This is a genomic window from Dyella sp. 2RAB6, from assembly GCF_052115385.1.
In the GTDB taxonomy this organism is placed as follows: domain Bacteria; phylum Pseudomonadota; class Gammaproteobacteria; order Xanthomonadales; family Rhodanobacteraceae; genus Dyella_D.
On record NZ_JBFRGP010000001.1, the window covers coordinates 244,337 to 268,563 of the forward strand.

A 24,227-nucleotide genomic window follows, 5' to 3' on the forward strand; every position below is an offset into this window, starting at 1 on the left:
TGGCGGAGTTGGGGGACAAGCCAGATTAGAGCCGCCCTTGATCGGCGGTCAGCCGGTTTGGCATGAAAGTCGGACAAAACCGCCTGGTGGAGGCTCGCGTCGCCGAGGTACGGCCGATGCAGAACGGGCCCGGTCATCGACCGGGCCCGTTCCGTTTCACACCATCAGGCTGCGACTTACTGCACGTTGAGGTTGACGTCATCCAGCACGAACGAGGTCTGCAGCGAGCTGTCCTCGGTGCCCGTGAACTTGATGGTCACGTTCTGCCCGATATAGCTGCTGAGGTCGAACGATTTCTGCGCGTAGCCCGAAGCCTTGTTGAGGTTCGAGTACGTGGCCAGCGTCTTCAGCACGGTGCCGCTGCTGTTGAGCACCTGCACCGACAGCTTGTCGTACGCCGTGGTGGTGGTGGTCTCGGCGGTGTCGATGTGCAGATAGAACGTCAGCGTCGCGCTGGTCTTGCCGCCGGGGATCGCCACGCTCTGCGAGACAGTGTCGGTGTGGCTGCTGCCATAGCCGTCCAGCCACGCGAACCAGCTGCCGCCGTGCGCGGTTTCACCGCTGCAGCTGCTGTTGCTGCACAGCACGCCGGAGCTCATCGACCAGGGCGACGCCGCGCCGGTCTCGAAGCCAGGGTTGACGATCAGCTGGCTGCCGCCACCACCGCCGCTGGACACCGCCACCGACGCGGTCTTGCTGCTGGTCTTGCCGCTGGCGCCGTCGGTCACCGTCTCCGCCACGCTGTAGGTGCCGTTGGCCGCATAGGTGTGGCTCGGGTTGGTGGCGGTGGAAGTAGCGCCGTCGCCGAAGGTCCAGGCGTGCGCGGTGATGCTGCCGCCGCTGTCGGTGGAGCTGTCGGTGAAGTTGGCGGTCAGGCCATTAGTGGTGTAGCTGAAGTTCGCGGTGGGCGTGCCGCCGGTACCGCCACCGCCGCCGACGACCGGATGCGCGAGATCGCAACGATTGGTGTCGTTGGACCAGGTGCTCTGCATGGCGAAGTTGCCGGTGCTCATCGCCACGTTGGCGCTGGCGCCCTGGCCGGAACTGAGCCAGGCGCACTCGTCGGCGTTTTCCTGCCCGTTGTAGCTGGAGCCGGTGTGATTGGTCCAGCCGCCGGCCGGATTCTGGTCGCTGATGGTCTCGGCGTACTCGTGGCCGTTCACCAGCGAGAAGCCGTCGAGATTGCCGGCGCTGCCGCTGTTGACGAAGTTCTGGCCGCAGCTGGAGCCCATGTCGAGCACGTAAGGCATGTTGGTGAATGCGATGTCGCCGTATGGCGAGCTCGCGCCCACGTCGCCGTTGTAGTCGTGCCACGCGCAGAACTGGCCGCTGGACGTATTGAAGCCGTCCGGATGCGTGCCGGTGGGCGACAGGATCACGTATTGCACGTAGCGGTTGGACGCGGCGGTGGTGTTGCCGAAGTGCGCTGCGGCCTTCACCGCTTCCTGGCCGAGCTGCGCGGCCGTGGCGTTGCCGGGCGAGGCGGCCGAGTTGTCGTACCAGATGCCGGCCAGCGTGGCGCCGCCGGTGGGATAGCCGACGTAGGAAGCGCCGGTGGGGCAGAAGGTGGCGCCGGAGGACACGCCGGTGCCGTCGCAATACTGGGTCATCACGCCGGACCACAACTCGCCGTTGCTGCCCAGGCCCTTGAACATCTGCTGCAGATAGGGAACGGCACCGGCGGCATCGCCGGACAGCGTCATGTTGCCGTTAGCGTTAGTGCCTGCGGTACCCCACTGGCTGCCGTACACCACCAGGTAGACCTTGGGCGTGCCACTGGTGACGCCGATGCCGTCGATGCCGCCGCCGTAGCTGAGCGTCTGCGTGCCGGTGGCCGCGGCGGTCGCCAGGTGGAACGCCGCCCATTGCTTCATCTGGCTGTGCGCTTCACGGGTGGGTACGGCACCGTGGCGATAGGGGTGCTCGTAGTTGGGCGCATAAGGATTGGTGACCTGATTGGCGGCGCCGGCGCCGGCGACGGGCGGGCCGCTGGCGGCGATAGCGCCGCCGCTCAGGGCGAGCAGCGCGGTCATGACGGTCACTGCGATGGAACACGTCTTCATGAGTGAATGACTCCCCGGTTGAGGTTGTTGGGGACAAGCGCGCCCGATGCGGCCGCACGGACCCCATGCACAAGTGAATGGCCCGGCTTGGGCCGGACCTGGTTTCGGTCTTGCTCCCCACGAATCCCGGACCGCTTCCCCTGGCACGGCGAGTCGACGCGTGCCACCGCGGCGCCTCCACCGGGATCTTCGTCAACCCCTCCCCGGGTCGGCGAATTGACGACGATATAAGTACCCGGGTGGCCCGGGTCAATCGGATTTTTGGGGCATTTTCCGTGGCTGTTTGTCGCGATTAACTTAGGTGAAATTCCGCAAATTAATGCGCTGGGTTTTTGCGCCGATAATGGTTCGCAAAACGATTTTCATTGCGGCACTGACCCGCTCGCTGCGCGGGTGCGAAGAGTGCTTGTTTTTAAGCATTACGCGAGGCTTTCGCGGTGAGTGAAAGGCGTGTGCAGGGATTTTTTAGGTAATCGTTTAAGGCCGGCAACTAATTGCGTTCCGAAAATCGAGATGCAGCGCACTACAGGGATTTATTCGAATGCTTCGCGCAAACTCCATCTAAGTATTTGCTAAGTCCGCGCTAAGGCGCATTTTCCGCCGCCGCGCGCTTTTGCCGTGCGGCCCCGTCCGGCGGCATCGCCGCCCCCGCCATGACTTCCGGGCCGTGCTACCGCCTGCCATGGCCGGCGACCATCGCGGGGACGGGCCGGAGAAGGGGAGCTTCGCCGGCCGCCCGCCCACGCACCCTCCCGGCATCCGCCGGACCCCACGCCTTTCCCAAGGAGCTGACATGCGCCGTTCCACCCTGGTTTCCGCGATCGTCCTGGCGCTCGCGAGCGCCTCCATGAGCGCCGTCGCCGCCGTTCCTGCAGCCAAGCACGCGGTCGAACAGACCACCACCCAGCTGCCGCGCAACGTGCGCCCCATCCACTACGACGTGACGGTGACGCCGCATGCGGACAAGTTGAGCTTCGACGGCAAGGTCGCCATCAAGGTCGACGTGCTGGAATCGACCGGCAGCATCACGCTCAACGCGATGGGCATGAGCTTTGCCGAAGTCACCCTGACGCCGGCCGGCGGCAAGGCGCAGACCGCCAAGGTCGCGGTGGACGAAGACAAGCAGACCGCCACCTTCAGCTTCGACAAGCCGCTGGCCAAGGGCAGCTACACGCTGGCCATGAGCTACGCCGGCAAGATCGGCACCCAGGCCAACGGCCTGTTCGCCATCGACTACGACACCAAGGCCGGCAAGAAGCGCGCGCTGTACACGCAGTTCGAGAACTCCGACGCCCGCCGCTTCATCCCGTCGTGGGACGAGCCGAACTACAAGGCCACCTTCAACCTCACCGCCATCGTGCCGGCGGACGAGATGGCGGTGAGCAACATGCCGGTGGCGAAGAAGAGCGACGCCGGCAACGGCCTGGCCAAGGTGGAATTCCAGCCTTCGCCGAAGATGTCCACCTATCTGCTGTTCTTCGGCGTCGGCGAGTTCGAGCGCGCCACCGCCATGGCCGGCAAGACCGAGGTCGGCGTGGTCACGCAGAAGGGCATGCTGTCGCAGGCCAACTTCGCGCTGGATTCGGCCAAGACCATCCTGGCCGAATACAACGACTACTTCGGCACGCCGTATCCGCTGCCCAAGCTGGACAACATCGCCTCGCCGGGCCGCAGCCAGTTCTTCGGCGCGATGGAGAACTGGGGCGCGATCTACACCTTCGAATACGTGCTGCTGCTCGACCCCACCATCTCCACCCAGGCCGACAAGCAGAACGTGTTCTCGGTGCAGGCGCACGAGATGGCGCACCAGTGGTTCGGCGACCTGGTCACCATGCGCTGGTGGGACGACCTGTGGCTCAACGAAGGCTTTGCTTCGTGGATGGAAGCGCGCACCACCGAGAAGCTGCATCCGGAGTGGAACACCAAGCTGGAGCAGGTCAACGTGCGCGAAGGCGCGATGGGCCGCGACGCCATCGCCACCACGCATCCGATCATCCAGCACGTGGAGACGGTGGAGCAGGCCAGCCAGGCCTTCGACGCCATCACCTATTCGAAGGGCCAGGCGGTGATCGGCATGCTGGAAGGCTATGTCGGCGCCGATGCGTGGCGCGACGGCGTGCGGCTCTATATGAAGCAGCACGCCTACAGCAACACCGTGTCCGATGACCTGTGGCGCGCGGTGGAGCAGGCTTCGAAGAAGCCGATCGCCGACATCGCGCACGATTTCACCCTGCAGCCGGGCATCCCGCTGATCACGGTGGACTCGGCCAGCTGCGCCGGCGGCAAGACCACGCTGAAGCTGAGCCAGGGCGAGTTCACCCGCGACCGCCCGGACAAGAAGCCGCTGTCCTGGCGCGTGCCGGTGATCGCGCAGACCCTAGGCGGTGCGCCCACGCGCACCCTGGTCACCGGTGGCAAGGCCACGCTCGAAGTGCCCGGTTGCGGCGCGGTGGTGGTAAATGCCGGCCAGAGCGGCTACTACCGCACGCTGTACGGCACCGAGCAATTCGCCGCGCTGAAGGACAACTTCGCCAAGCTGCCGCCGATCGACCAGCTCGGCACGCTGGGCGACACCTGGGCGCTGGGCATGGCCGGCAAGCGTCCGTCGTCCGACTTCCTGGACCTGGTGCAGGCCACGCCGGCCGATGCCGATCCGCAGATCTGGGGCGACGTCGCCAACGACCTGAGCGGCCTGGACGGCTATTACCAGGGCGACGCCGCGCGCCAGGCCGCGCTCCGCAAGTTCGCCATCGCCAAGCTGGCGCCGGTGTTCGCGCGCGTGGGCTGGGAGCCGAAGGAAGGCGAAGCCGACCCGGTGAAGATCCAGCGCATGGAGCTGATCGGCACGCTGGGCAACCTCGGCGATCCGGCCGTGCTGAAGGAAGCGCAGCGCCGCTTCGATGCACAGGACAAGGACCCCAAGGCGATGCCGGCGGCCCTGCGCCGCACCATCCTGGGCGTGGTCGCCCGCAACGCGGACGCCGCCACCTGGGACCGCCTGCACGCCATGGCCAAGGCCGAGAAGACCCCGCTGGTGAAGGACCAGCTGTACACGCTGCTGTCGATCAGCCGCGACAAGGCGCTGGGGCAGAAGACGCTGGACCTGGCGTTGACCGACGAACCGGGCGCCACCAACAGCGCCAGCATGATCAGCGTGGTCTCCGCCCAGCATCCGGAACTGGCCTTCGACTTCGCCGTGGCGCACAAGGCCGAGGTGGACAAGAAGGTGGATTCCAGCGCAAGCAGCCGCTACTACCCGCAGCTCGCCTCGCGTTCGCTGGATCCGGCGATGGTGGGCAAGGTGAAGGCCTATGCCGAAAAGTACGTGGCAGCCGGTTCGCGCCGCGATGCCGATACGGCGGTGGCGACCATCGAGTACCGCATCAAGGTGAAGAACGAGCGCTTGCCGGCCATCGACGCCTGGTTGAAGGCGCACGGCGCATAAGTTTCACCGAGGTGGTTTGAGTTTTGAGGCCCGCGCAAGCGGGCCTCTTTTTTGGATCGCCCATCGCATCCGGCCCAGGTTGGGGTTCGCTGCGCTCACCCCGGCCGGCGTAGTTCAGGAGCTGTGATCGAGCACGATCTTCCAGCCGCCGCTCGTCTTCTCCCACAACAACGAGAACACGCCATCATCCTTCGCCGCCGTGCCATGCGCGCTGCGGTCCAGGTGGAAACGCCCGGTTACCGCCGCATAGTGCGACTGGCCATCGGGACAAGGCAGCAGCCGCACGTCGATATCGGAGTAGGTGAGCTTGCCCATCTGCTCCTTGCCGGCGTAATTCTTCTTGTAGCTCTCCAGGATGCGTGCATAGCCCTGGCGGATCTTCGCGCCGATAAAGGTGGTATCCGGCGCGTCCTTGTAGGCGGTGACGAAGTTGTCGATGTCGCCGCGGTTCCAGGCGTCCTGTTGCGCGGAAAGCACGGAGCGGATCACCGCGCTTTCGTCGGCGGCATGCGCGAACGGCGCGAACGCCAGCGCGGCGAGCAGGAAGGGCAGGGTCTTGCGCATGGTGTGTCTCCTCGATCGTGGATGCGACAACCCATCATGCGTCATTCCGGCCTGCGCCGGAATGACGAGCTTCAAGGCTTGAAGCCGACCGATTCCCACAGCGGCGCCGGGTCGTACACGCTGCCGTTGGCGATGGTCTTGGCGATGCGCCGCGTGTTGTGGATGTCCGCCAGCGGGTCGCCGTCGAGCAGCAGCATGTCCGCGCGCTTGCCCACCTGCACGGTGCCGACTTCCTTATCCAGCCCCAGCACTTTCGCCGGCACGCTGGTCGCGGCCTGCAACGCTTCCATCGGCGTAAAGCCCGCCTGCACGTAGATCTCCAGTTCGCGATGCAGCGAATAGCCGGGAATCGCCTGGTCGGTGCCGGCCACGATGGTCAGGCCCTGGCGATGCAATTCGCGCAAGGTGGCGAGCATGTACTGATACCGCTTGGTGGTTTCCTCCGCGCGATCCGGCGGCGTGCCCATCGCGTTCAAGGCGGGCGCCAGCGGCGCGGCGACATGGTCGATGCCCGGTTCGATGGAGCGCAGCGGCGTCGTGCTGGGGTTCGAGAACAGTTCGAACAAGGCGATGGTGTCGTCGAACACCGTGTGGTGCTGCTTGAACAGCGCCAGCTGCCGGCGCGCGTTCGGCGTCTTGAAGTCCAGCGGCGGCATCGGCTGCCCGCGTTTCATGCCGAGCAGGTCGCGCGCGACGAAATGGATATGGTTGATCCCGTCGTAGCCGGCTTCCACCGCCTGCGCGCTGGTCATGCCCTCGGGCACGTGGCCGGTCACGGTGAGGCCGAGCTTGTGCGCCTCGGCGGTGATCACCGGCACCAGCGCGGGCTTCATGCTGCTGTAGATCTTGATCTGGATCGCACCGGCGTCCTTGTAGCGCCGCACTACCGCGCGTGCTTCCTCGGGCGTGTCGGCAGTGATGGCGCCCAGGGCGATCGGACCATTGCCGTCGACGATGCCCGCGATCAACAGGCGCGGGCCGATGCCGCGCCCGGATTGGATCGCGTCGCGCACGGTGGTGATGTAGTCGAACTCGTTGCCGCAGTCGCGCACGGTGGTGACGCCGGCGGCGAGATAGATCGGGCCCCATTCCACCTGCTCGTAGTGCGCGTGCATGTCCCACAGGCCGGGGATCAGGAATTTGCCGCTGCCGTCGAGCACGTCCAATCCTGGTTCGGCCTTGGGCGCCGCGCCGCTGCTGTCGATGCGCGCGATGCGGCCGTCTTCGACGTAGACGGAAGCGTTGCGCCTGGGCGCCGCGCCGGTGCCGTCGATCAGGGTGACGTGGGTGACCACCAGCTTCTTCGATGGCGGACGCCTGGCGCTCTCGGTGAGCTTGACCAGCGCCTCCAGGTTGTTGGCGGCGGCGCGCTGGATGAAGTTCGGCAGTGCGGTCTCGTAGCCGGTGCGCACCGCTTCGAAATGATCGAATTCGCTGTCGGTGGTGACCACCGCGGCGAGCTGCTGCCGGTCGTCCAGCCAGGCTGTCTCGTTGCCCCAGACCAGGCCGCTGATCACATAGCCATGCAGCTTCACCGTCTTGCCGTTGGCCTGGATCTCCAGGTCGCCGGCAGGCTGGATATGGATGTCGGCGTCCGGCGGCGCGGCGATGCGTTCCGGCTTGCCCTTGGCCAGCCAGTAGCGCAGCAGCATCTGCTGCATCGCCACCGGCGAATAGCCGTCCACCAGGAAGGTGGTGTCGGTGGCCGGGTGTTCGGTGGTCTTGCCGTCGCGCACGAGCTTGATGCGGCTGGTCTGCGGATCGAGCGTGAAACTGTCGCGCATCGGCGATTGGCGCGAGGACTGGCCGTCGCTCTTCAGGCTCAACGGATGCGTGATATCGGCCGCGGTGAACTCGGTCTTCAGCGGCACTTCGGTGCCGCGATCCTTGAAGCTGAAATCCGAGCGCAGGACCAGCTGACCCTTCTCGTTCGAAATCGTATAGCTCTCCGTGCCGATCGCGCGGGCGAACTTGTGCAGCACGAAGCTGCCCTGCTCGGTCGTGGCGGATGTCTGCGCAGGAGCAGGCAGGGGCGTGAGGACGAGCAAGCTGGCGAGGACGAGCGAACGAGCGAATAGGTGCGGCATGGTCGGCTCCCTGGGCTACGGCGCGGTCGGCGTAGGTTGGCGATCAGACCAGCCGTCTCCCACGCTTGCAATGCCCCGAAGGTCATTCCCGTGAACCGGCCCTCGAAACGAACAGGCCCCGCCGGAGCGGGGCCTGTCGCGGAGCGCGGATCGAAGCGTCGGCTTACGCCTCGGCCTCTTCCTTGTACGCATCGATCGGGATGCACGCGCACATCACGTTCTTGTCGCCGTAGACGTTGTCCACGCGCGCCACCGGCGGCCAGTACTTCTGCAGGCGCAGGGTGGGCAGCGGGAACACCGCCAGCTCGCGCGGGTAGGCGTGGGTCCACTCGCTGCCGACCACGGCGTTGGCGGTGTGCGGGGCGTGCTTGAGCGGGTTGTCCTCGCGGTCCAGGCGGCCGTCCTCGATCGCGCGGATTTCCTCGCGGATCTGGATCATGGCGTCGATGAAGCGGTCCAGCTCGTGCTGCGATTCGCTCTCGGTCGGCTCCACCATCAGCGTGCCGGCCACCGGGAAGCTCAGCGTCGGTGCGTGGAAGCCGAAATCGATCAGGCGCTTGGCCACGTCCTCGGCGCTGATGCCGGTGGCGTCCTTGAGCGGGCGCAGGTCCAGGATGCACTCGTGCGCCACCAGGCCGTTGCGGCCGGTGTACAGCGTCTCGTAGTGCGCGGCCAGGCGCTTGGCGATGTAGTTGGCGTTGAGCAGGGCCACCTGGGTCGCCTTGCGCAGGCCCTGCTGGCCCATCAGGGTGATGTACATCCAGCTGATCGGCAGGATCGAGGCGGAGCCGAAGCTCGCCGCCGAGACCATGCCCACCGTGCCTTCGCCGCCGAGCGTGCGTGGAAGGAACGGCGCCAGGTGCGACTTCACCGCGCAGGGACCGACGCCCGGGCCGCCGCCGCCGTGCGGGATGCAGAAGGTCTTGTGCAGGTTGAGGTGCGAGACGTCCGAACCCCACTTGCCCGGCTTGGCCAGGCCGACCAGCGCATTCATGTTGGCGCCGTCGGTGTACACCTGGCCGCCGTGCTTATGCACGATGTCGCAGATGGCGACCACGTCTTCCTCGAACACGCCGTGGGTGGAGGGGTAGGTGATCATCAGCGCGGCCAGGCGCTCGCTGTACTGCCCGGCCTTGGCGCGGATGTCTTCCAGGTCGACGTTGCCGTTGGCGTCGCACTTGGTCACCACCACGGTCATGCCGCACATCTGCGCGGAAGCGGGGTTGGTGCCGTGCGCGGATTCGGGGATCAGGCACACGTCGCGGTGCTCGTCGCCGCGCGAGCGGTGGTAGGCGCGGATCGCCAGCAGGCCGGCGTATTCGCCCTGCGCGCCGGAGTTCGGCTGCAGGCTCACCGCGTCGTAGCCGGTGCACTCCACCAGCATCGCTTCCAGCTCGTCGATCAGCTGCTTGTAGCCCTGGGTCTGCGCGGCCGGCGCCAGCGGATGGATATTGCCGAATTCCGGCCAGGTCACCGGGATCATCTCGGCGGTGGCGTTGAGCTTCATGGTGCAGGAGCCGAGCGGGATCATGGTGCGATCCATCGCCAGGTCCTTGTCGGCCAGCGAGCGCATGTAGCGCAGCAGCTCGTGCTCGCTGTGGTGGGTGTTGAACACCGGGTGCTGCAGGAACGCTTCCTGGCGCAGCAGCGCGGCGGGCAGCGCGTCCGCCGTGGCGGCGTCGACTTCGTCGATATCGCCCAGCTCCGCGCCGAACAGGTCGGCCAGCGCCTGCACGTCGGCGCGGGTGGTGGTCTCGTCCAGGCTGATGCCGACGCACTGGCCGTGGATCTGGCGCAGGTTGAGCCCGAAGCTCGCCGCCTTGGCGTGGATCGCGTCGGCGTCGACGCCGGTGATGCGCAGCGTATCGAAGAACTCGCCGCCCACGTCCAGGCCGGCCTTGCGCAGCGTCGCCGCCAGGATCGCGGCCAGGCGATGGGTGCGGCGCGCGATGCGCTGCAGGCCCTCGGGGCCGTGGTACACGGCGTACATGCTGGCCATCACCGCCAGCAGCACCTGCGCGGTACAGATGTTGGACGTGGCCTTCTCGCGGCGGATGTGCTGCTCGCGGGTCTGCAGGGTCAGGCGGTAGGCCGGCTTGCCTTCGGCATCCACCGACACGCCGATCAGGCGGCCCGGCATGGAGCGCTTGTAGGCGTCGCGGCAGGCCAGGTAGGCGGCGTGCGGGCCGCCGAAGCCGAACGGCACGCCGAAGCGCTGGCTGTTGCCGATCACGATGTCCGCGCCCCAGCTGCCGGGCGAGGCGATCAGGGTAAGCGCGAGCAGGTCGGTGGCGACCGCCACCAGCGCGCCGCGCGCATGCACGGCTTCGGCGGCGGCGCGGTAGTCGTGGATGCTGCCGTAGGTGTTGGGGTACTGCAGCAGCACGCCGAAGCTGTCGACGCTGGCGGCATCGGCGGCCGGGCCGACCTGCAGCGCGATGTCCACGCCGTCGGCGCGGGTGCGCAGCACTTCCAGCGTCTGCGGGTGCACGTCGTCGGCGACGAAGAACACGTTGCTCTTGGACTTGGCCGAGCGCTTGGCCAGCGTCATCGCCTCGCCCGCGGCGGTGGCTTCGTCCAGCAGCGAGGCGTTGGAGATGTCCATCCCGGTGAGGTCGGCCACCATGGTCTGGAAGTTGATCAGGGCCTCCATGCGGCCCTGCGAGATCTCCGCCTGGTACGGCGTGTAGGCCGTGTACCACGCCGGGTTCTCCAGGATGTTGCGCAGGATGACGTTCGGCGTATGCGTGCCGTTGTAGCCCTGGCCGATGAAGCTGCGGAACACCTTGTTCTTGTTGGCGATGGCGCGGATCTTCGCCAGCGCCTCCACCTCGGTCATCGCTGGCGCCAGCGCCAGCGGCGCGGCCGACTTGATCTGGCCCGGGACGATGGCGTCGGTCATCGACTCCAGCGAGTCGTGGCCGATCGCACGCAGCATGTGCGCGATCTCGGCGTCGTTGGGGCCGATATGGCGCTCGATGAAAGCTTCGTGGTGCTCGAGGTCGCGCAGGGAAGGGGAGGCGTGCTGGGTCATGACGTGGGCGTCCAAGGGGGCCTAATACAAGCAGGACGTGCGTGCCGCACGTCAGGCGCCCCTCTGTCCTTTTGCCTGAGAGTTTGGAAGCGGGTTGCGCTTCGTGCCCCTTCGGCGCCGGATCTAACCGGTCTCTCCAGAGTTGTTCCGCAGCGTCGGTGGTATGGGAGCCTGAGCGATTACGGGCGTTGCGCCTTCGGCAGCGGACGTGTCCGCTTCTCCCACCGCGCTTTAAGGGGGCGATTATACGATGTCGGCCCTGGATTCGCCCCCCGGGCCTGGAACCCTTGTTCCAACCCTCTCCCGGATGCGCGCTGAGCCATCGCTTGGCCACTGTGGCCAAGCGATGGGATTCCGGAAGCAAAGTCCGGCCAGCGGACGTGCGGCGCTGACCGGCAAAATCGGCGCTTGCCTAGCCCGGCAGGCTGACCACCGGCACGAAGCCACCGAAGATCATGCGCTTGCCATCGAAAGGGCAGTCGGCGGCGGCTTCCATGCGCGGGTCTTGCATGAATTTCGCCATGCCGGCGTCGCGGGCGGCCTTGTCGGGCCATTCCACCCAGGAGAACACCACGGATTCATCCTCCTTCGCCTGCACGGCGCGGCGGAAGTCGGTGAGCTTGCCGTCGGGCACGTCGTCGCCCCAGCACTCCACCACCCGGATGGCGCCAAACTCCACGAAAATGGCGTCGAAGGTACGGGCGTGGGTGATGAACTGTTCGCGGTTGGCGTTGGGTACGGCGATCACGAAACCATCGATGTAGGACATGGCAGTTTCCTCGGGGGAGGGGGCGGCCGAGATGGCCGCCTTCATGCATGCGACGAATGAGCGTGCGCGGGATCGACACGGGACTGTGCGAGATCGCGTGCCGCAAGGAGACCGGCTCGATTGACCCATCGCCCCCGTCCCCGCCATCGAAAACTTGCATTTCAGCCCGCCAGCACCACTGCGTAGCTGGTACAACTCCTCCTCGCATTCAGGTACCGCAGCATGAGCCATCCCCCCTTCCGCCTGCGCCAGCTCGACCACATCGTGCTGCGCGCCATCGACCCCGCCGCGCTGGAAGACTTCTACTGCCGCGTGCTCGGTTGCACGGTGGAGCGGCGGCAGGAGGCGATCGGCCTGGTGCAGCTGCGTGCCGGCACCTCGCTGATCGATATCGTCGGCATCGATACCAAACTGGGCCGCCTGGGCGGCGCGGCGCCCGGCCAGGAAGGCCATAACGTGGACCATTTCTGCCTGGCGGTGGAGGGCTACGACGAGGCCGCCATCCGCGCGCACCTGGAAGCCCACGGTGCGCGCATCGGCGAGAGCGGTTCGCGCTACGGTGCGGAGGGCGAAGGCCCCTCGCTGTATCTGTACGATCCGCAGGGCAACATGATCGAGTTGAAAGGGCCGCCGGCGCAGGTCTAGGCGCAAGGCCAGGTCCAGGCGCAAGGCGACGCATCGAAGGGGGCTTCATGCGCGACGGGTTGAACCGATGGTGCGGGCGCGTGTTCGGGCTGCTGGCGCTGGCCGGCATGCTGGCGGCGTGCGCCCCGCCGGTGCGCCGCCTCGTGCCATCCGCACCCGCTGCCACCCTGAGCGTGGCCAAGAGCTGGGCCATGGACGCCATGCGGCAGGCCGCGCCGGAGCGCGCGGCGCGCGGCTGGCTGCGCTGTGCCGCAGGTGCCTATCGCGCCGCTCTGGCGGGTGGCCCGGTCGCCGACGAGGCGGTCGCGCTCGATACGCAATGCACCGGCCACCTGCTCGATTTCCTGCTGGCGACCGAAGCGGAACACTGGAAGGCGCGCACCCTCGACATCGGCGGCGATCCGCTGGCGGTCCAATTGGGAACGCTGTCGCCTGACCTGGCTGGCGCGCCGATGTTCGTGCGCGCCGACCGCATCCAGATCTCCAGCCTGATGTTCGGCCAGCGTTTCGCCACCAACGGCTTCGGCGTGGCCCTGGTCGCCGCCACGCGGCGTTGCGAAGGCACGCCGCGCTGCCGCCTGTTCCCGCCCGAGGGCGTGACGCGCACCGCGGTGGCGTGGATCGAGGCCGATGCGGAGGGCGGCACGCCGCGGCTGGTCTTCGCCGATCCGCTGAAGCTGGGCAGCGTGGCGATCGGCCCGCGCGAATACGTGCTGTCGATGGACACCACCGCGCCCTACGCCATGCTGGCCGACTCGTCGCAGCTCAAGCAGCTGGCGATCCGCAACCTGCTGGTCAACGGCAAGGACATCGGCCAGCGCCAGGGCGTGTACCTGCTGGAGGATTACGACCCCGGCAAGATCCCGGTGGTGATGCTGCACGGCCTGGCCGGCAGCCCGCTGGTATGGGCGCGGCTGACCAACCGCATCCAGGGCACGCCGGCACTGCGTTCGCGCTACCAGGTGTGGCACGTGGTGTACCAGACCAATGCGCCGGTGCTGCTGTCGCGGCTGCGCGTGCAGGGTTTTCTCGACCATGCATGGGCGGCGGTGGATCCCGCTGCGCACGATGCGGCGCGCGCACGGCTGGTGCTGGTCGGCCACAGCATGGGCGGCATCATCGCGCGGCTGCTCACCGCCGACAGCGGCGACGTGCTGTGGCGCGCCGCCTTCCTGGTGCCGGAGCAGCAATTGCACGGCAGCACGGACGACATCGAGACGATGCGCCGCGTGCTGCGCTTCGTGCCGTATCCCGGGGTGGATACCGCGTTCTTCCTGGCCACGCCGCATCACGGCAGCCCGGTCGCGGAAGATTTCTTCGGCCGCCTGGCGCTGCGCCTGGTTAAGCCGGGTGGATCCGAACTGGATGCGATCGCGCGCCTGGTCAAGGCCAACCCCGACGAAATCCAGCCGGACCTGCTGCGCGCCTACCGCGAGCGCGGCCTCAGCAGCATCAGCTCGCTGAGGCCCGACCAACCGGTGAGCCACGCCGCATGGTCGCTGCTGCCGGTGCCGGGCGTGCGCTACTACACCATCGCCGGCAGCCTGCCGGGCGAGGCGGTGCCCGGCGATGGCGTGGTGCCGCTGGAAAGCAGCTTCCTGCCGGGTGCGGTATCCACCACTACGGTGACCTCGGGGCACCGCGTGTACCGCAACGACGAGGCGATCAACCTGATCGTGAAGACGCTGGGCGAATCGCCGTAGCTTTGCGCGGCTTACAACTGGCTCATGCCGCCGTCGACGATGATTTCGGTGCCGACGATAAAGGCCGATTCGGGCGAGGCCAGATGCAGCACGGTCGAAGCCAGTTCCTCCGAGGTACCGAAGCGGCCCAGCGGTACCTGGTTCTGGATCTGCGCAGCGGTGCTCTCCAACGTCGCCGCGTCCAGGCCCAGCTTGCCGTACAGCGGGGTGCCGATCGGGCCGGGGCTGATCACGTTGATGCGGATGCCCTGCGCCAGCAGTTCGCCCGACAGGGTTCTGGCCAGCGAGATCAACGCGGCCTTGCTGGCGGCGTAGACCGACGAAGCCGGCATGCCGATATGCGCATTGATCGAGCCGTTGAGCACGATCGAAGCACCGCGGTTCAGCAGCGGCAGCAGCGCCTGGATCTGGAAGTAGGCGCCCTTGACGTTGATGTCGAACATCTCGTCCCAGAAGTTCTCCTGCACCTCGGCGAACGCGGCGAAGCGGGCGATGCCGGCGTTGATGAATACCGCGTCGAGGCGGATGGCCTGGTCGGCGAGAGCGCCGGCCAGCTGGCGCGCGGCGGCTACATCGCCGGCGTCGTTGCGCACGGCCAGCGTGCCCGGGCCGATGGCGGCGGCGGCTTGTTCCAGTGCGGTGGTGTCGCGGCCGGTGATGACCACGCGCGCGCCTTCGGCGGCGAACGCTTTGGCGGCGGCGAGGCCGATGCCGCTGCTGCCGCCGGTGACGAGGATGGTCTGGTTGGCGAAACGGTTCATGGCTTGTCTCCAGGTAGTGGGTTGGACCTGGAACAGATGCTGCGCTCCAGCCGGACCGATGCCGTGCCGGCTTTTCGACGGAAACGTTCGACGGGATCGAACGTGTTGCCGTAGCATCGCGGCGCACATCGCACGGGGGAAGCAGCATGCTGTCGGACGACGAACTGGCCCTGCTGGAGGCGATCCGCGAAAGCGGCAGCCTGTCTCGTGCGGCAGTGCGGCTGGGCAAGGCGCCGTCCACCGTGTCGCATGCCGCTCGCCAACTGGAAGCGCGTTTCGACGCGCTGCTGTTCGACCGCCGCCGCTATCGCCTGCAACTGACGCCGGCCGGGCAATTGCTCGCGCAGGAGGCGGCGCGGCTGGCGCTGGAAAGCTCGCGCCTGAGCCGGCGCGTGAAGCAGGTCGCCGGTGGCTGGGAAGACCGGCTGTGGATCGTCACCGACGAACTGCTGGAGTTCGCCACCCTGCTGCCGGTGATCCGCGCCTTCGATGCGCTTGCTTCGGGTGTCAACCTGCGGGTCACCCACGAAGTGCTCGGCGGCACTTGGGAAGCCCTGCGCGATGGCCGTGCCGACATGGTGGTCGGCGCGACCAACGAGCCGCCATCGATGCCCAACCTGCAATGGCGCGAACTGGGCGCACTGGAATGGGTCTTCGCCGTGTCGCCGCGGCATCCGCTGGCCAAACAGAAGGAGCCGCTGGGGCGCGAGGCGATCCAGGCCCATCGCGCAGTGGTGGTGGCCGACACCGCGCGCCAGTCGGCGGGACGCGCCTATGGCCTGCAGGGCGGCCAGGCGGTGCTGGCCGTGCCGAGCATGCACGCCAAGATCCTGGCCCAGCGCGAAGGCCTGGGCGTGGGCTGGCTGCCGAAACAACGTGTGGCCTCGCTGCTCAAGCGCGGCGAGCTGGTGGCCAGGCGCACCGCCGATCCGCGCGAGCCGAACACGCTCTACGTGGCCTGGCGCGGCGACCACGAAGGCCGCGCGCTGGCCTGGTGGCTGGAGCAGTTCGCGCAACCACGGCTGGCCAGGCGGCTGGTCGACGGGGTGGACGCGTTCGCCGAGGGGTGACACCCCAGGGCAACCTTTCCTGGCCAGCGAGGTACTCACACCCAGCCAACATCCATGGGTCGCTACCGCGAGGCCATCGATCACGTGCATACCGGGGCGCAGTACCACCGCATCTTCATGTCCTCGAAGCGCGATGTAGCCGTGCGCGACAGGTTTCAGCGGATGGCGCTGGGGCTGCTCGGCAACGGGGACGAGATACTGGATTTCGGCGCCGGTACCGGGATCGATGCCAAGGCTTATGCCGCGCGCGGTCACCGGACGTTTGTCTACGAACCCGCGGACTCGATGCGTGAGTATCTGGAAATCCATTGCCGCGACGAGATCGCCGGCGGCCGCGTGATCGCGCTGGAAGCCCGGCTGGGCTGCAAGGTGCAGGCGGTCACCGCCAACTTTGCCGTGCTCAATCATTTCGCCGATCACGTGGCGCTGTTCGAGCAATTGGCAGGCGTGGTGGGCGAGGGCGGATTCGTGCTGGCCAGCATGCTCAATCCCTACTATCTCGGCGATGCACGCTACGGCTGGTGGCGCAGGAATCTGCTCGCGCTGGTGCGCCATGGCCGTTACACCTTCGACACCGCCAGCGGCGTGCATCGTTTTGCGCCCGGCGTGGTGGCGCGGGCCGCGGCGCCGCATTTCCGGCTGGAACGCATGGCGCCGAGAGGTCTGGGCATGGTTGCCAGCCTGTATATGTTCTTGCTGTTCCGGCGTGTCTGATATGTGGAAGGACTGGCTCAGGCCGTTCGTGCGCCCCTTGCCGCAATGGTCTTCGGTGGGGGTGGCGCCGTCATCGCGGATAGTGACGGCCACGCTGCGCGGGGATGGCCGGGCGGACGATGTCACGGCGGATCACACGGTGGCGTCGCTGCATCCGCTGACCATCGCGACCAGTGTCGATGGCGGCGCGCATCCGGTTCTCGAATACCGCGATAGCGCCAGCGGGCGCCTGCTCGGAAGCCTGCAGCTGGTGCGCGCTACGTCGGTGACTGCCGACGTGGCGCCGCTGGCGTTCTATCGGATCGAAGCCGGCGAGCATCGCTGCCTCGGATGGCCGCTGCGCCGGTGGAACGCGTGGCTGCAGAACCGCAGCATGGCCAGGCACGCCGCGTCGAATCACTTGAACATGCCGCCGGCCGCGGCGCAGCAGTTGATGATCGCCTACCTGTGTCCGCGGCCGGTGGTGCTGGTGTCGGTCGATGGGGCAGGGCACCGCAATATCTTTCCGATGGACCTGATCGGACCGCTGGAGCGAAGCGGGCTGTACTCGCTGGCCTTGCGCAGCACCAATGTCTCCGAGCCGGTGATGCGCGAGGTTCGCCGGGTGGCGCTCTCGCATATTCCGGCGGCGATGAAGGGCGTGGTCTACAAGTTCGCTGCGCATCACAAGCGGGCGCCGCAGGATTGGAGCGCGCTGCCGTTGCCCACGCGGCCTTCGAAGGAGTTCGGCCTGCCGACGGTGGCCGGTGCGCTGCGCGTGCAGGAGCTCGCGATCGTGCATAGCCAGGTGATCGGTTCGCATACGTTCTTCCTCGCGCGCATTGCCGCCACCGAGGAGCGCGAGGAAGGCGTCCAGTTGCATCACACTGCCGGCTTCCATCAGGCCTATCGGCGCCGGCGGCACCAGGCCTTGCCGGAGGCGTAGCGCGTGGATGGACTCGCGCGGACGGACGCGCACAAGCTGGCATGGATTCAGGCGCTGCGAGGTCTCGCCGCGCTGATGGTGGTGATGGTGCACAGCCGCAGCATGCTGCTGGGCACGGCGGCGGGCAAAGCGATCGCCGACCAGGTGCTGTTGCCGATGGCGATGGGCGTCGATCTGTTTTTCATCATCAGCGGTTTTCTGATGGTGTGGACCACGCGCGACTTCGATGGAAGCAAGGCCTATGTCGGGCAGTTCCTGGCCAGGCGCTTCGCCAGGATCTGGCCGTTGCTGGCGGTAATCACGCCGATCGCCCTGGTGGTGGAACATGGCTTTGGCGGATGGCTCGACCGCGCGCTCGTCCTTTCGTATGCGGAAGGACTCGCTTTTATTCCGCATGACCCGGGCGCATCGGGCATCTATTTCCAGATGGCCGTAGGTGTTGCCTGGACGCTGTGCTTCGAGTGGTATTTCTATCTGGTGTTCGCGCTGGCGATGTTCTTCGGCCGCTGGCGCTACGTCGTCATGGCGGCATGGTTTGCCTTGACCTTGCTGGCGATTCCGCTCTGGCGCGGGGGCTACACCCTGCAGGTGGCAGCACAACCGCTGGTGGCATGGTCCAGATACGCCAATCTCGCCATCAACCCGATCGTGTGGGATTTCGTCGCCGGCATGGCGGCTGGTTGGCTTTACGGTTCCCGCGTCAGGATCGGATCGGCCGCCATGGTCTACGCCGTCGCGATGCTATGGCTGACGTTGCTGTGGATGGTCTGGCAGCCGTTGGGGATGGTGAATTTCTTCGGTCCGCTGGGATGGGGTGCGCCATTGGCCATCGTGTTCGTCGGCATCGTGCTGCTGGCGAAGATCGATGCGCTCAAGTTGCCGCGATGGTCCGTATGGATGGGCGGCATCTCGTATTCGCTGTATCTGGTGCACGTCTATGTGTTCGAGCTGATGCAACGCGTTGCCACCGCGCTTTCCTTAAGCCATCCGGCATTCGAGATCGTGCTCCTGCTGACGCGCCCGGTGATGGCAGTGATCTGCGCCTGGGCGCTGTTCCGCTATGTGGAGCGGCCGCTGTCGGCATGGACGCGCGCGCGGCTGTCCAAGCTTTCGGTGCCCTGGCGGCTGCGGGGGAAGCACGCCAACAGCGCGTCTACCGCCTGATCGGCAGGATCTGAAACGACGAAGCCCGCCTTGCGGCGGGCTTCGTTTACAATTGGTGCCCAGGAGAGGACTCGAACCTCCACGGTTTTACCCGCTAGTACCTGAAACTAGTGCGTCTACCAATTCCGCCACCTGGGCAGGTGTCCCGCACCGCGCTAAGCGAGCTGCGTGAGCCGCGTAGATTAAGGATGGAGTAGTGGGTTGTCAACTATCCTTTTACCGTTTCTTCATCGCGCTTTGCCACGCTTGGCATGGCGCCATCCATCAAGGCTGATAAGTGACCCGAAAAGACCAGGACCAGCCGGCTAACCCCGGCAAGAAGAAGACCTCGAACCGCCAGGCCCCGGCCGGCAAGGCGGCGCCTGAATCGCGCAAGCGCGCCGCGCCGCCGTCGGTCCGCGGTGACGCGAAGAGCGAGGCCGATCCGCATGCCGAGCGCGAAGCGCAGCGCTACGAGCGGCCGATTCCCAGCCGCGAGGCGATCCTCGCCCTGCTCACCGAGCACGGCGAGCTGCTGAGCGAGGCGCGCATCGCCGAGTCGCTGCAGTTGCACGACGAATACGACCTGCATGCGCTGCGCAAGCGCCTGGGCGCGATGGTGCGCGACGGGCAGCTGCTGCTTGGCCGCCGCGGCGGCTATGCGCCCAGCAACAAGCTCGACCTGATCGCCGGCCTAGTGCTGGCCAATGCCGAGGGCTATGGCTTCCTGCGGCCGGAGGACGGTACCGAGGATCTGTACCTGTCGCCGCAGCAGATGCGCCTGGTGCTGCACGGCGACCGCGTGCTGGCCAGCGTGGTCGGCCTGGACCGGCGCGGCCGCAAGCAGGGCGCCATCGTCGAAGTGCTGCAGCGCCGCTCGCCGCGGCTGGTCGGCCGCGTGGTGATGGAGAACGGCGTGACCATGGTGGCGCCGGATGACCGCCGCCTGCACCAGGACATCATGATCAAGCCCGGCCAGGACCAGGGCGCGCGCAACGGCCAGATCGTGGTGATCGAGATCACCGACCAGCCCACGCCGCATCGCGGCCCGATGGGCACCATCCTCGCCGTGCTGGGCGAACGGCTGGAGCCTTCGCTGCTGGTGGAGATGGCGATCGCCAGCTACGACCTGCCGCGCGAATGGCCGCCGGAAGTGACGCGCGATGCCGCCCAGATCGAACCGCAGGTGACCGCCGCCGAGCGCGAGGGCCGGGTGGACCTGCGTGCGCTGCCGCTGGTGACCATCGACGGCGCTGATGCGCGCGACTTCGACGATGCGGTCTACGCCGAACCCAGGCGCGGCGGCGGCTACCGCCTGGTGGTGGCGATCGCCGACGTGTCGCACTACGTGCCGGTCGGCGGCGCGCTGGACCGCGAGGCGTACGAGCGCAGCACGTCCACCTATTTCCCCGGCTTCGTCGTGCCGATGCTGCCGGAGACGCTGTCCAACGGCATCTGTTCGCTCAACCCGAAGGTCGAGCGCCTGTGCATGGTGTGCGACATGACGGTGGACGAGGAGGGCGAGGTCATCCGCTCGAAGTTCTACAGCGCGGTGATGTACTCGCATGCGCGCTGCACCTATGACCGCGTGTGGCAGGCGATCGGCCTCAACGATGCGGATGCGCGCCACGAGCTGGTCAACGTGCTGCCGCAGCTGGAAAACCTGCATGGCCTGTACAAGCTGCTGGCCGCGCAGCGCAAGCGCCGCGGCGCGATCGACTTCGAAACGCCGGAAGTGAAGTTCCGCTTGGACAACACCGGCGACGTGGTGGCGATGGGCGCTACCCAGCGCAACGACGCGCACAAGCTGATCGAGGAATGCATGATCGCCGCCAACGTGCAGGCGGCCATGTTCCTGGCGAAGAAGAAGATCCCCGCGCTGTTCCGCGCGCACGAGCAGCCGCCGGAAGAGAAGTACGAGGATGTGCAGCAGTTCCTGCGCGAATTCAAGCTGCGCCTGCCGCCGCTGGACGAAGTGACCCCCGGCGATTTCGCCGACGTGCTGCGCATGGTGCAGGACCGTCCCGAGCGCGAGCTGGTGCAGTCGGTGCTGCTGCGCGCGCAGAGCCTGGCGGCGTATCAGCCGGACAACCGGGGCCACTTCGGCCTGGCGCTGGAGGCGTACGCGCACTTCACTTCGCCGATCCGCCGCTATCCGGACCTGCTGGTGCATCGCGCGATCCGCTACGCGGTGGACGGCGGCAAGCCGGCCGACTACGTGTACAGCCCGGCGCAGATGGCCGCGATGGCACTGCATTGCTCGCAGCGCGAGCGCCGTGCCGAGGAAGCCGAGCGCGACGTGGACGAGCGCTACAAGTGCGCGTGGATGTCCAAGCACGTGGGCAGCGAATTCGACGGCACCGTCACCGGCGTCACCTCGTTCGGCCTGTTCGTGGAGCTGAAGGAGTCGAAGGTGTCCGGCCTGGTGCATATCAGCCAGTTGTCGAATGACTATTATCATTTCGATCCGATCCGCCATCTGCTGAAGGGCGAGCGCAGCGGCGCGCAGTTCCGCCTGGGCGACCACGTGCGCGTGCAGGTGCTGCGTGCCAGCCTGGAGGACCGCAAGATCGACTTCCGCCTGGTCGCCAAGAGCGAGGCGGTCGCACCGCCGCGTTCGGGCCGCGCCTACGACTACGCGCAGGCGGGCGAGCGCTATTCGCTGCCCAAGCTGCCCAAGGCTCCCGAGCAGGGACGCAAACCGGCGCCGTCGCGCGATAATGCGCGCGATGCGGCGCCGCCATCCCGTTTCTCCCAGGGCGGCGCCAAGGCGAAAACCACGGGCGGCGGCAAGACTCCGGCGAAACAAGGCAAGGCCGGGCATTCGTCCGGCAAGCCGCGGCCCGATAAAGGCAAGGGCAAGCGATGAGCGAGAGTTGGATCGTCGGGATCAACCCGGTCGAAGGCGCGTTGAGCAACGACGCCGAACGCGTGCGCGAAGTGCTGGTCGAGAACGGCCAGCGCAACGCACGCGTGCTTGAGCTGGCGGAGCGCGCCAAGACGTTGCGCATTCCGGTGTACCACCGTCCGCGCGAGCAGCTGGACAAGGTCGCCGGCGAAGCCCGCCACCAGGGTGTGGTGGCGCGCTACGAGGCGCCGCCGATGGCCGACGAGGGCGACCTGCCCGAACTGATCGAGCAGGCCGGGCCGGACGCACTGGTGCTGGTGCTGGACGGCGTCACCGATCCGCACAACCTCGGCGCCTGCCTGCGCAGCGCGGCGGCGGCCAAGGTCACCGCGGTGGTGGTGCCGAAGGACCGCGCCGTCGGCCTCACCCCGGTGGTGCGCCGCGCTTCGGCCGGCGGCGCCGACCGCGTGCCGCTGGTGGCCGCCACCAACCTGGCGCGCGCACTACGCACGCTGAAGGATGCGGGCGTGTGGATCACCGGCCTGGCCGGCGAAACCGAAACCTCGATCTACGACATCGACCTGAAGGGCCCGGTGGCCCTGGTGCTCGGCAGCGAAGGCGAGGGCATGCGCCGGCTCACGCGCGACACCTGCGATTTCCTGGCCAGGATCCCGATGCCCGGCACGATGGAGAGCCTCAATGTCTCCGTCGCCACCGGCGTGGTCCTGTTCGAGGCCTTGCGTCAAAGGAGTGCGAAGCGATGAATATCCTGTGGCACGACTGGGCCGGCTATATCGGCGTCGCGCTGGTGCTGCTGGCCTTCCTGCTGCTGCAGGCGCGCAAGCTGCACGGCAACGGCCTGGTCTATCAGCTGATGAATGTGCTCGGTGCGCTGGGCGTGATGCTGTCCCTGCTGTTCGGCAGCTTCAACACCTCGGCCTTCGTGATGCAGGTGGCGTGGCTGGTGATCGGCATCTACGGCATCTTCAACAGTGCGCGTGTGCGGCGCGAGCTGAAGGGCGTGGAGAGCCGCATCAGCTGAATAGCGGGTCAGGAGGCGGGGCGCGCGGCTTGCTAAAATGCGCGGGCCCGGCCTTCCGGCCGGCTTGCGGGGACGGCCCCGCTCGTACTCTTCTCCCGCAGGGACGGCCCTGCAGTTGCGTCGGATGCCGTCCGCACGCGTGAGGCGTGCGTGGACCGGCTCCCAAGGAGTCTGTCATGCCCTGGATCTATCTTCTGCTCGCCGGCTTGTTCGAGATCGGCTGGGCGATCGGCCTGAAATACACCGAAGGTTTCAGCCGCCTGTGGCCCACCGTGGGCACGGTGGCGGCGATGACCGTGAGCGTGGTCCTGCTCGCGCTGGCGGTGAAGACCTTGCCGATCGGCACCGCCTATGCGGTGTGGACCGGCATCGGCGCGGTCGGCGCGGTGATCCTCGGCATCGTGCTGTTCGGCGATCCGGCGACGCCGGCGCGATTGTTGTGCGTGGCCTTGATCTTCGCCGGCATCATCGGCTTGAAGCTCACCGGCGGGGCGCATTGAGCGACGTCATCCGGCGTAGGTTGGGGTGAGCCAAAGGCGAACCCCAACGTGGCCAGGCGCATCGCATGGTTGGGGTTCGCCTGCGGCTCACCCCAACCTGCACAATCAAAAAGCCCGCCGATCGGCGGGCTTTTTTTGCAACCGATCAGCCTTACTCGCGATCGCCCAGCTTGGTGATTTCCGGGCTGGAGGTGAAATCGCGCTTGCTGCGCTGGGTGGTCAGCGGCTCGCCGTGCACCTGGAACCAGATGTTCTCGGCGACATTGGTGGCGTGGTCGCCGATGCGCTCGATGTTCTTGGCCATGAACAGCAGATGCGTGCACGGGGTGATGTTGCGCGGGTCTTCCATCATGTAGGTGAGCAGCTGGCGGAAGTAGCCGGTATAGGCCTCGTCCAGCAGCGCGTCGTCCTTCCATACCTGGTAGGCGCGCTCGGCGTCGCGGTCGCGGTAGGCCACCAGCACTTCGCGCACTTCGCCGGCGGCCAGCTCGGCGAGATAGCCCAGGCCATTGGTCGGCGCGACCGGCGCCACCATCGACAGCGGGATCGAGCGCTTGGCCACGTTGGCGGCGTAGTCGCCGATGCGTTCGATGTCGGCGGCGATGCGCAGCGCGGCGAACACGTTGCGCAGGTCGCCGGCGATCGGCGCGCGCAGGGCCAGCAGGCGCACCACGTCGTGGCTGATTTCCTGTTCGAGCTGGTCGATCGCGTCGTCGTTGGCGACCACGCGCTGGGCGGCGCGCTCGTCGCGGCGCTCGACCACGTCGATGGCCGATTCGAGCTGCGTCACGGCCAGTTCGCCCATGCGCACGATCTCGCCGGTGAGGCGGGCGAGTTCGTCGTCGTAGCTCTTGATGATGTGTTCCTTGTTGCTGCCGCTCATGTGTTTGGTCTCGTTTTGAGTCGGGTTGGAC

The 24,227-nt window shown here is 67.1% G+C and carries 18 protein-coding genes, 1 tRNA gene and 1 riboswitch; of the genes, 11 read left to right on the plus strand and 8 right to left on the minus strand.

All coding sequences use genetic code 11. From position 1 onward, the window contains the following. Window positions 1-176: 176 nt before the first annotated feature. Complete coding sequence (locus AB4083_RS01230; RefSeq protein ID WP_441605933.1) at window positions 177-2,063, minus strand: PKD domain-containing protein; 1,887 nt, start codon at window positions 2,061-2,063, stop codon at window positions 177-179. A gap of 793 nt (window positions 2,064-2,856) precedes the next feature. Here AB4083_RS01230 and AB4083_RS01235 point away from each other — a divergent pair. Beyond that, on the plus strand, window positions 2,857-5,508 hold the full coding sequence (locus AB4083_RS01235) for a M1 family metallopeptidase (RefSeq protein WP_441605934.1): 2,652 nt from the start codon (window positions 2,857-2,859) through the stop codon (window positions 5,506-5,508). A 114-nt stretch (window positions 5,509-5,622) separates the two neighbouring features. On the opposite strand, the gene AB4083_RS01240 is transcribed toward AB4083_RS01235, so the two are convergent. The 4 genes from AB4083_RS01240 to AB4083_RS01255 form a co-directional block, all read right to left on the minus strand. Next, the gene (locus AB4083_RS01240) at window positions 5,623-6,072 is read right to left on the minus strand and encodes a YybH family protein (protein ID WP_441605935.1); all 450 of its coding nucleotides are present in this window, start codon (window positions 6,070-6,072) and stop codon (window positions 5,623-5,625) included. A gap of 71 nt (window positions 6,073-6,143) precedes the next feature. After that, window positions 6,144-8,159 (minus strand): amidohydrolase family protein, encoded by a 2,016-nt coding sequence (locus AB4083_RS01245; RefSeq protein WP_441605936.1) that lies wholly within the window; start codon window positions 8,157-8,159, stop codon window positions 6,144-6,146. Window positions 8,160-8,322: 163 nt separating this feature from the next. Next, on the minus strand, window positions 8,323-11,193 hold the full coding sequence (gcvP, locus tag AB4083_RS01250) for an aminomethyl-transferring glycine dehydrogenase (RefSeq protein ID WP_441605937.1): 2,871 nt from the start codon (window positions 11,191-11,193) through the stop codon (window positions 8,323-8,325). A gap of 53 nt (window positions 11,194-11,246) precedes the next feature. Then, a riboswitch (glycine riboswitch) is annotated at window positions 11,247-11,343 on the minus strand. Between the two features lie 262 nt (window positions 11,344-11,605). Further along, complete coding sequence (locus tag AB4083_RS01255) at window positions 11,606-11,962, minus strand: DUF1428 domain-containing protein (protein ID WP_441605938.1); 357 nt, start codon at window positions 11,960-11,962, stop codon at window positions 11,606-11,608. A 222-nt stretch (window positions 11,963-12,184) separates the two neighbouring features. Between AB4083_RS01255 and AB4083_RS01260 the strand changes: the two genes are divergently transcribed. Together AB4083_RS01260 and AB4083_RS01265 are read left to right on the plus strand one after the other, a co-directional pair. Continuing rightward, the gene (locus tag AB4083_RS01260) at window positions 12,185-12,607 is read left to right on the plus strand and encodes a VOC family protein (RefSeq protein ID WP_441605939.1); all 423 of its coding nucleotides are present in this window, start codon (window positions 12,185-12,187) and stop codon (window positions 12,605-12,607) included. Between the two features lie 47 nt (window positions 12,608-12,654). Next, on the plus strand, window positions 12,655-14,310 hold the full coding sequence (locus tag AB4083_RS01265) for an esterase/lipase family protein (protein ID WP_441605940.1): 1,656 nt from the start codon (window positions 12,655-12,657) through the stop codon (window positions 14,308-14,310). A gap of 11 nt (window positions 14,311-14,321) precedes the next feature. On the opposite strand, the gene AB4083_RS01270 is transcribed toward AB4083_RS01265, so the two are convergent. Then, on the minus strand, window positions 14,322-15,071 hold the full coding sequence (locus AB4083_RS01270; protein ID WP_441605941.1) for an SDR family oxidoreductase: 750 nt from the start codon (window positions 15,069-15,071) through the stop codon (window positions 14,322-14,324). Between the two features lie 146 nt (window positions 15,072-15,217). Between AB4083_RS01270 and AB4083_RS01275 the strand changes: the two genes are divergently transcribed. The 4 genes from AB4083_RS01275 (at window position 15,218) to AB4083_RS01290 (ending at window position 18,944) form a co-directional block, all read left to right on the plus strand. Beyond that, window positions 15,218-16,141 carry a LysR family transcriptional regulator gene (locus tag AB4083_RS01275; RefSeq protein WP_441605942.1) on the plus strand — a complete coding sequence of 308 codons (924 nt, stop codon included), beginning with the start codon at window positions 15,218-15,220 and terminating at the stop codon, window positions 16,139-16,141. 54 nt (window positions 16,142-16,195) lie between these two features. Then, window positions 16,196-16,855, plus strand: a complete 660-nt coding sequence (locus AB4083_RS01280) for a methyltransferase domain-containing protein (RefSeq protein ID WP_441605943.1) — start codon at window positions 16,196-16,198, stop codon at window positions 16,853-16,855. A gap of 139 nt (window positions 16,856-16,994) precedes the next feature. Next, window positions 16,995-17,780 carry a flavin reductase gene (locus AB4083_RS01285; protein ID WP_441605944.1) on the plus strand — a complete coding sequence of 262 codons (786 nt, stop codon included), beginning with the start codon at window positions 16,995-16,997 and terminating at the stop codon, window positions 17,778-17,780. Between the two features lie 3 nt (window positions 17,781-17,783). Next, window positions 17,784-18,944, plus strand: coding sequence for an acyltransferase family protein (locus AB4083_RS01290; protein WP_441605945.1), 1,161 nt, complete (start codon window positions 17,784-17,786; stop codon window positions 18,942-18,944). Between the two features lie 53 nt (window positions 18,945-18,997). Here the strand turns inward: AB4083_RS01290 and AB4083_RS01295 are convergent. Next, a tRNA-Leu gene (locus AB4083_RS01295) sits at window positions 18,998-19,082 on the minus strand. A 139-nt stretch (window positions 19,083-19,221) separates the two neighbouring features. Here AB4083_RS01295 and rnr point away from each other — a divergent pair. The 4 genes from rnr (at window position 19,222) to sugE (ending at window position 23,313) form a co-directional block, all read left to right on the plus strand. Further along, a complete protein-coding gene (gene rnr, locus AB4083_RS01300; RefSeq protein WP_441605946.1) occupies window positions 19,222-21,792 on the plus strand; it encodes a ribonuclease R in 2,571 nt (856 codons plus the stop codon). Further along, entirely contained in the window at window positions 21,789-22,535 is a 747-nt protein-coding gene (rlmB, locus tag AB4083_RS01305) for a 23S rRNA (guanosine(2251)-2'-O)-methyltransferase RlmB (protein ID WP_441605947.1), read from the plus strand. The genes rnr and rlmB overlap by 4 nt, the downstream gene beginning before the upstream one ends. Continuing rightward, complete coding sequence (locus AB4083_RS01310) at window positions 22,532-22,813, plus strand: CBU_0592 family membrane protein (RefSeq protein WP_441605948.1); 282 nt, start codon at window positions 22,532-22,534, stop codon at window positions 22,811-22,813. Before rlmB ends, AB4083_RS01310 begins: the two co-directional genes overlap by 4 nt. A 176-nt stretch (window positions 22,814-22,989) precedes the next feature. Further along, a complete protein-coding gene (gene sugE / locus AB4083_RS01315; RefSeq protein WP_441605949.1) occupies window positions 22,990-23,313 on the plus strand; it encodes a quaternary ammonium compound efflux SMR transporter SugE in 324 nt (107 codons plus the stop codon). A gap of 151 nt (window positions 23,314-23,464) precedes the next feature. Here sugE and phoU read toward each other — a convergent pair whose 3' ends face one another. Then, window positions 23,465-24,196, minus strand: a complete 732-nt coding sequence (phoU, locus tag AB4083_RS01320) for a phosphate signaling complex protein PhoU (protein ID WP_441605950.1) — start codon at window positions 24,194-24,196, stop codon at window positions 23,465-23,467. Window positions 24,197-24,227: the final 31 nt, after the last annotated feature.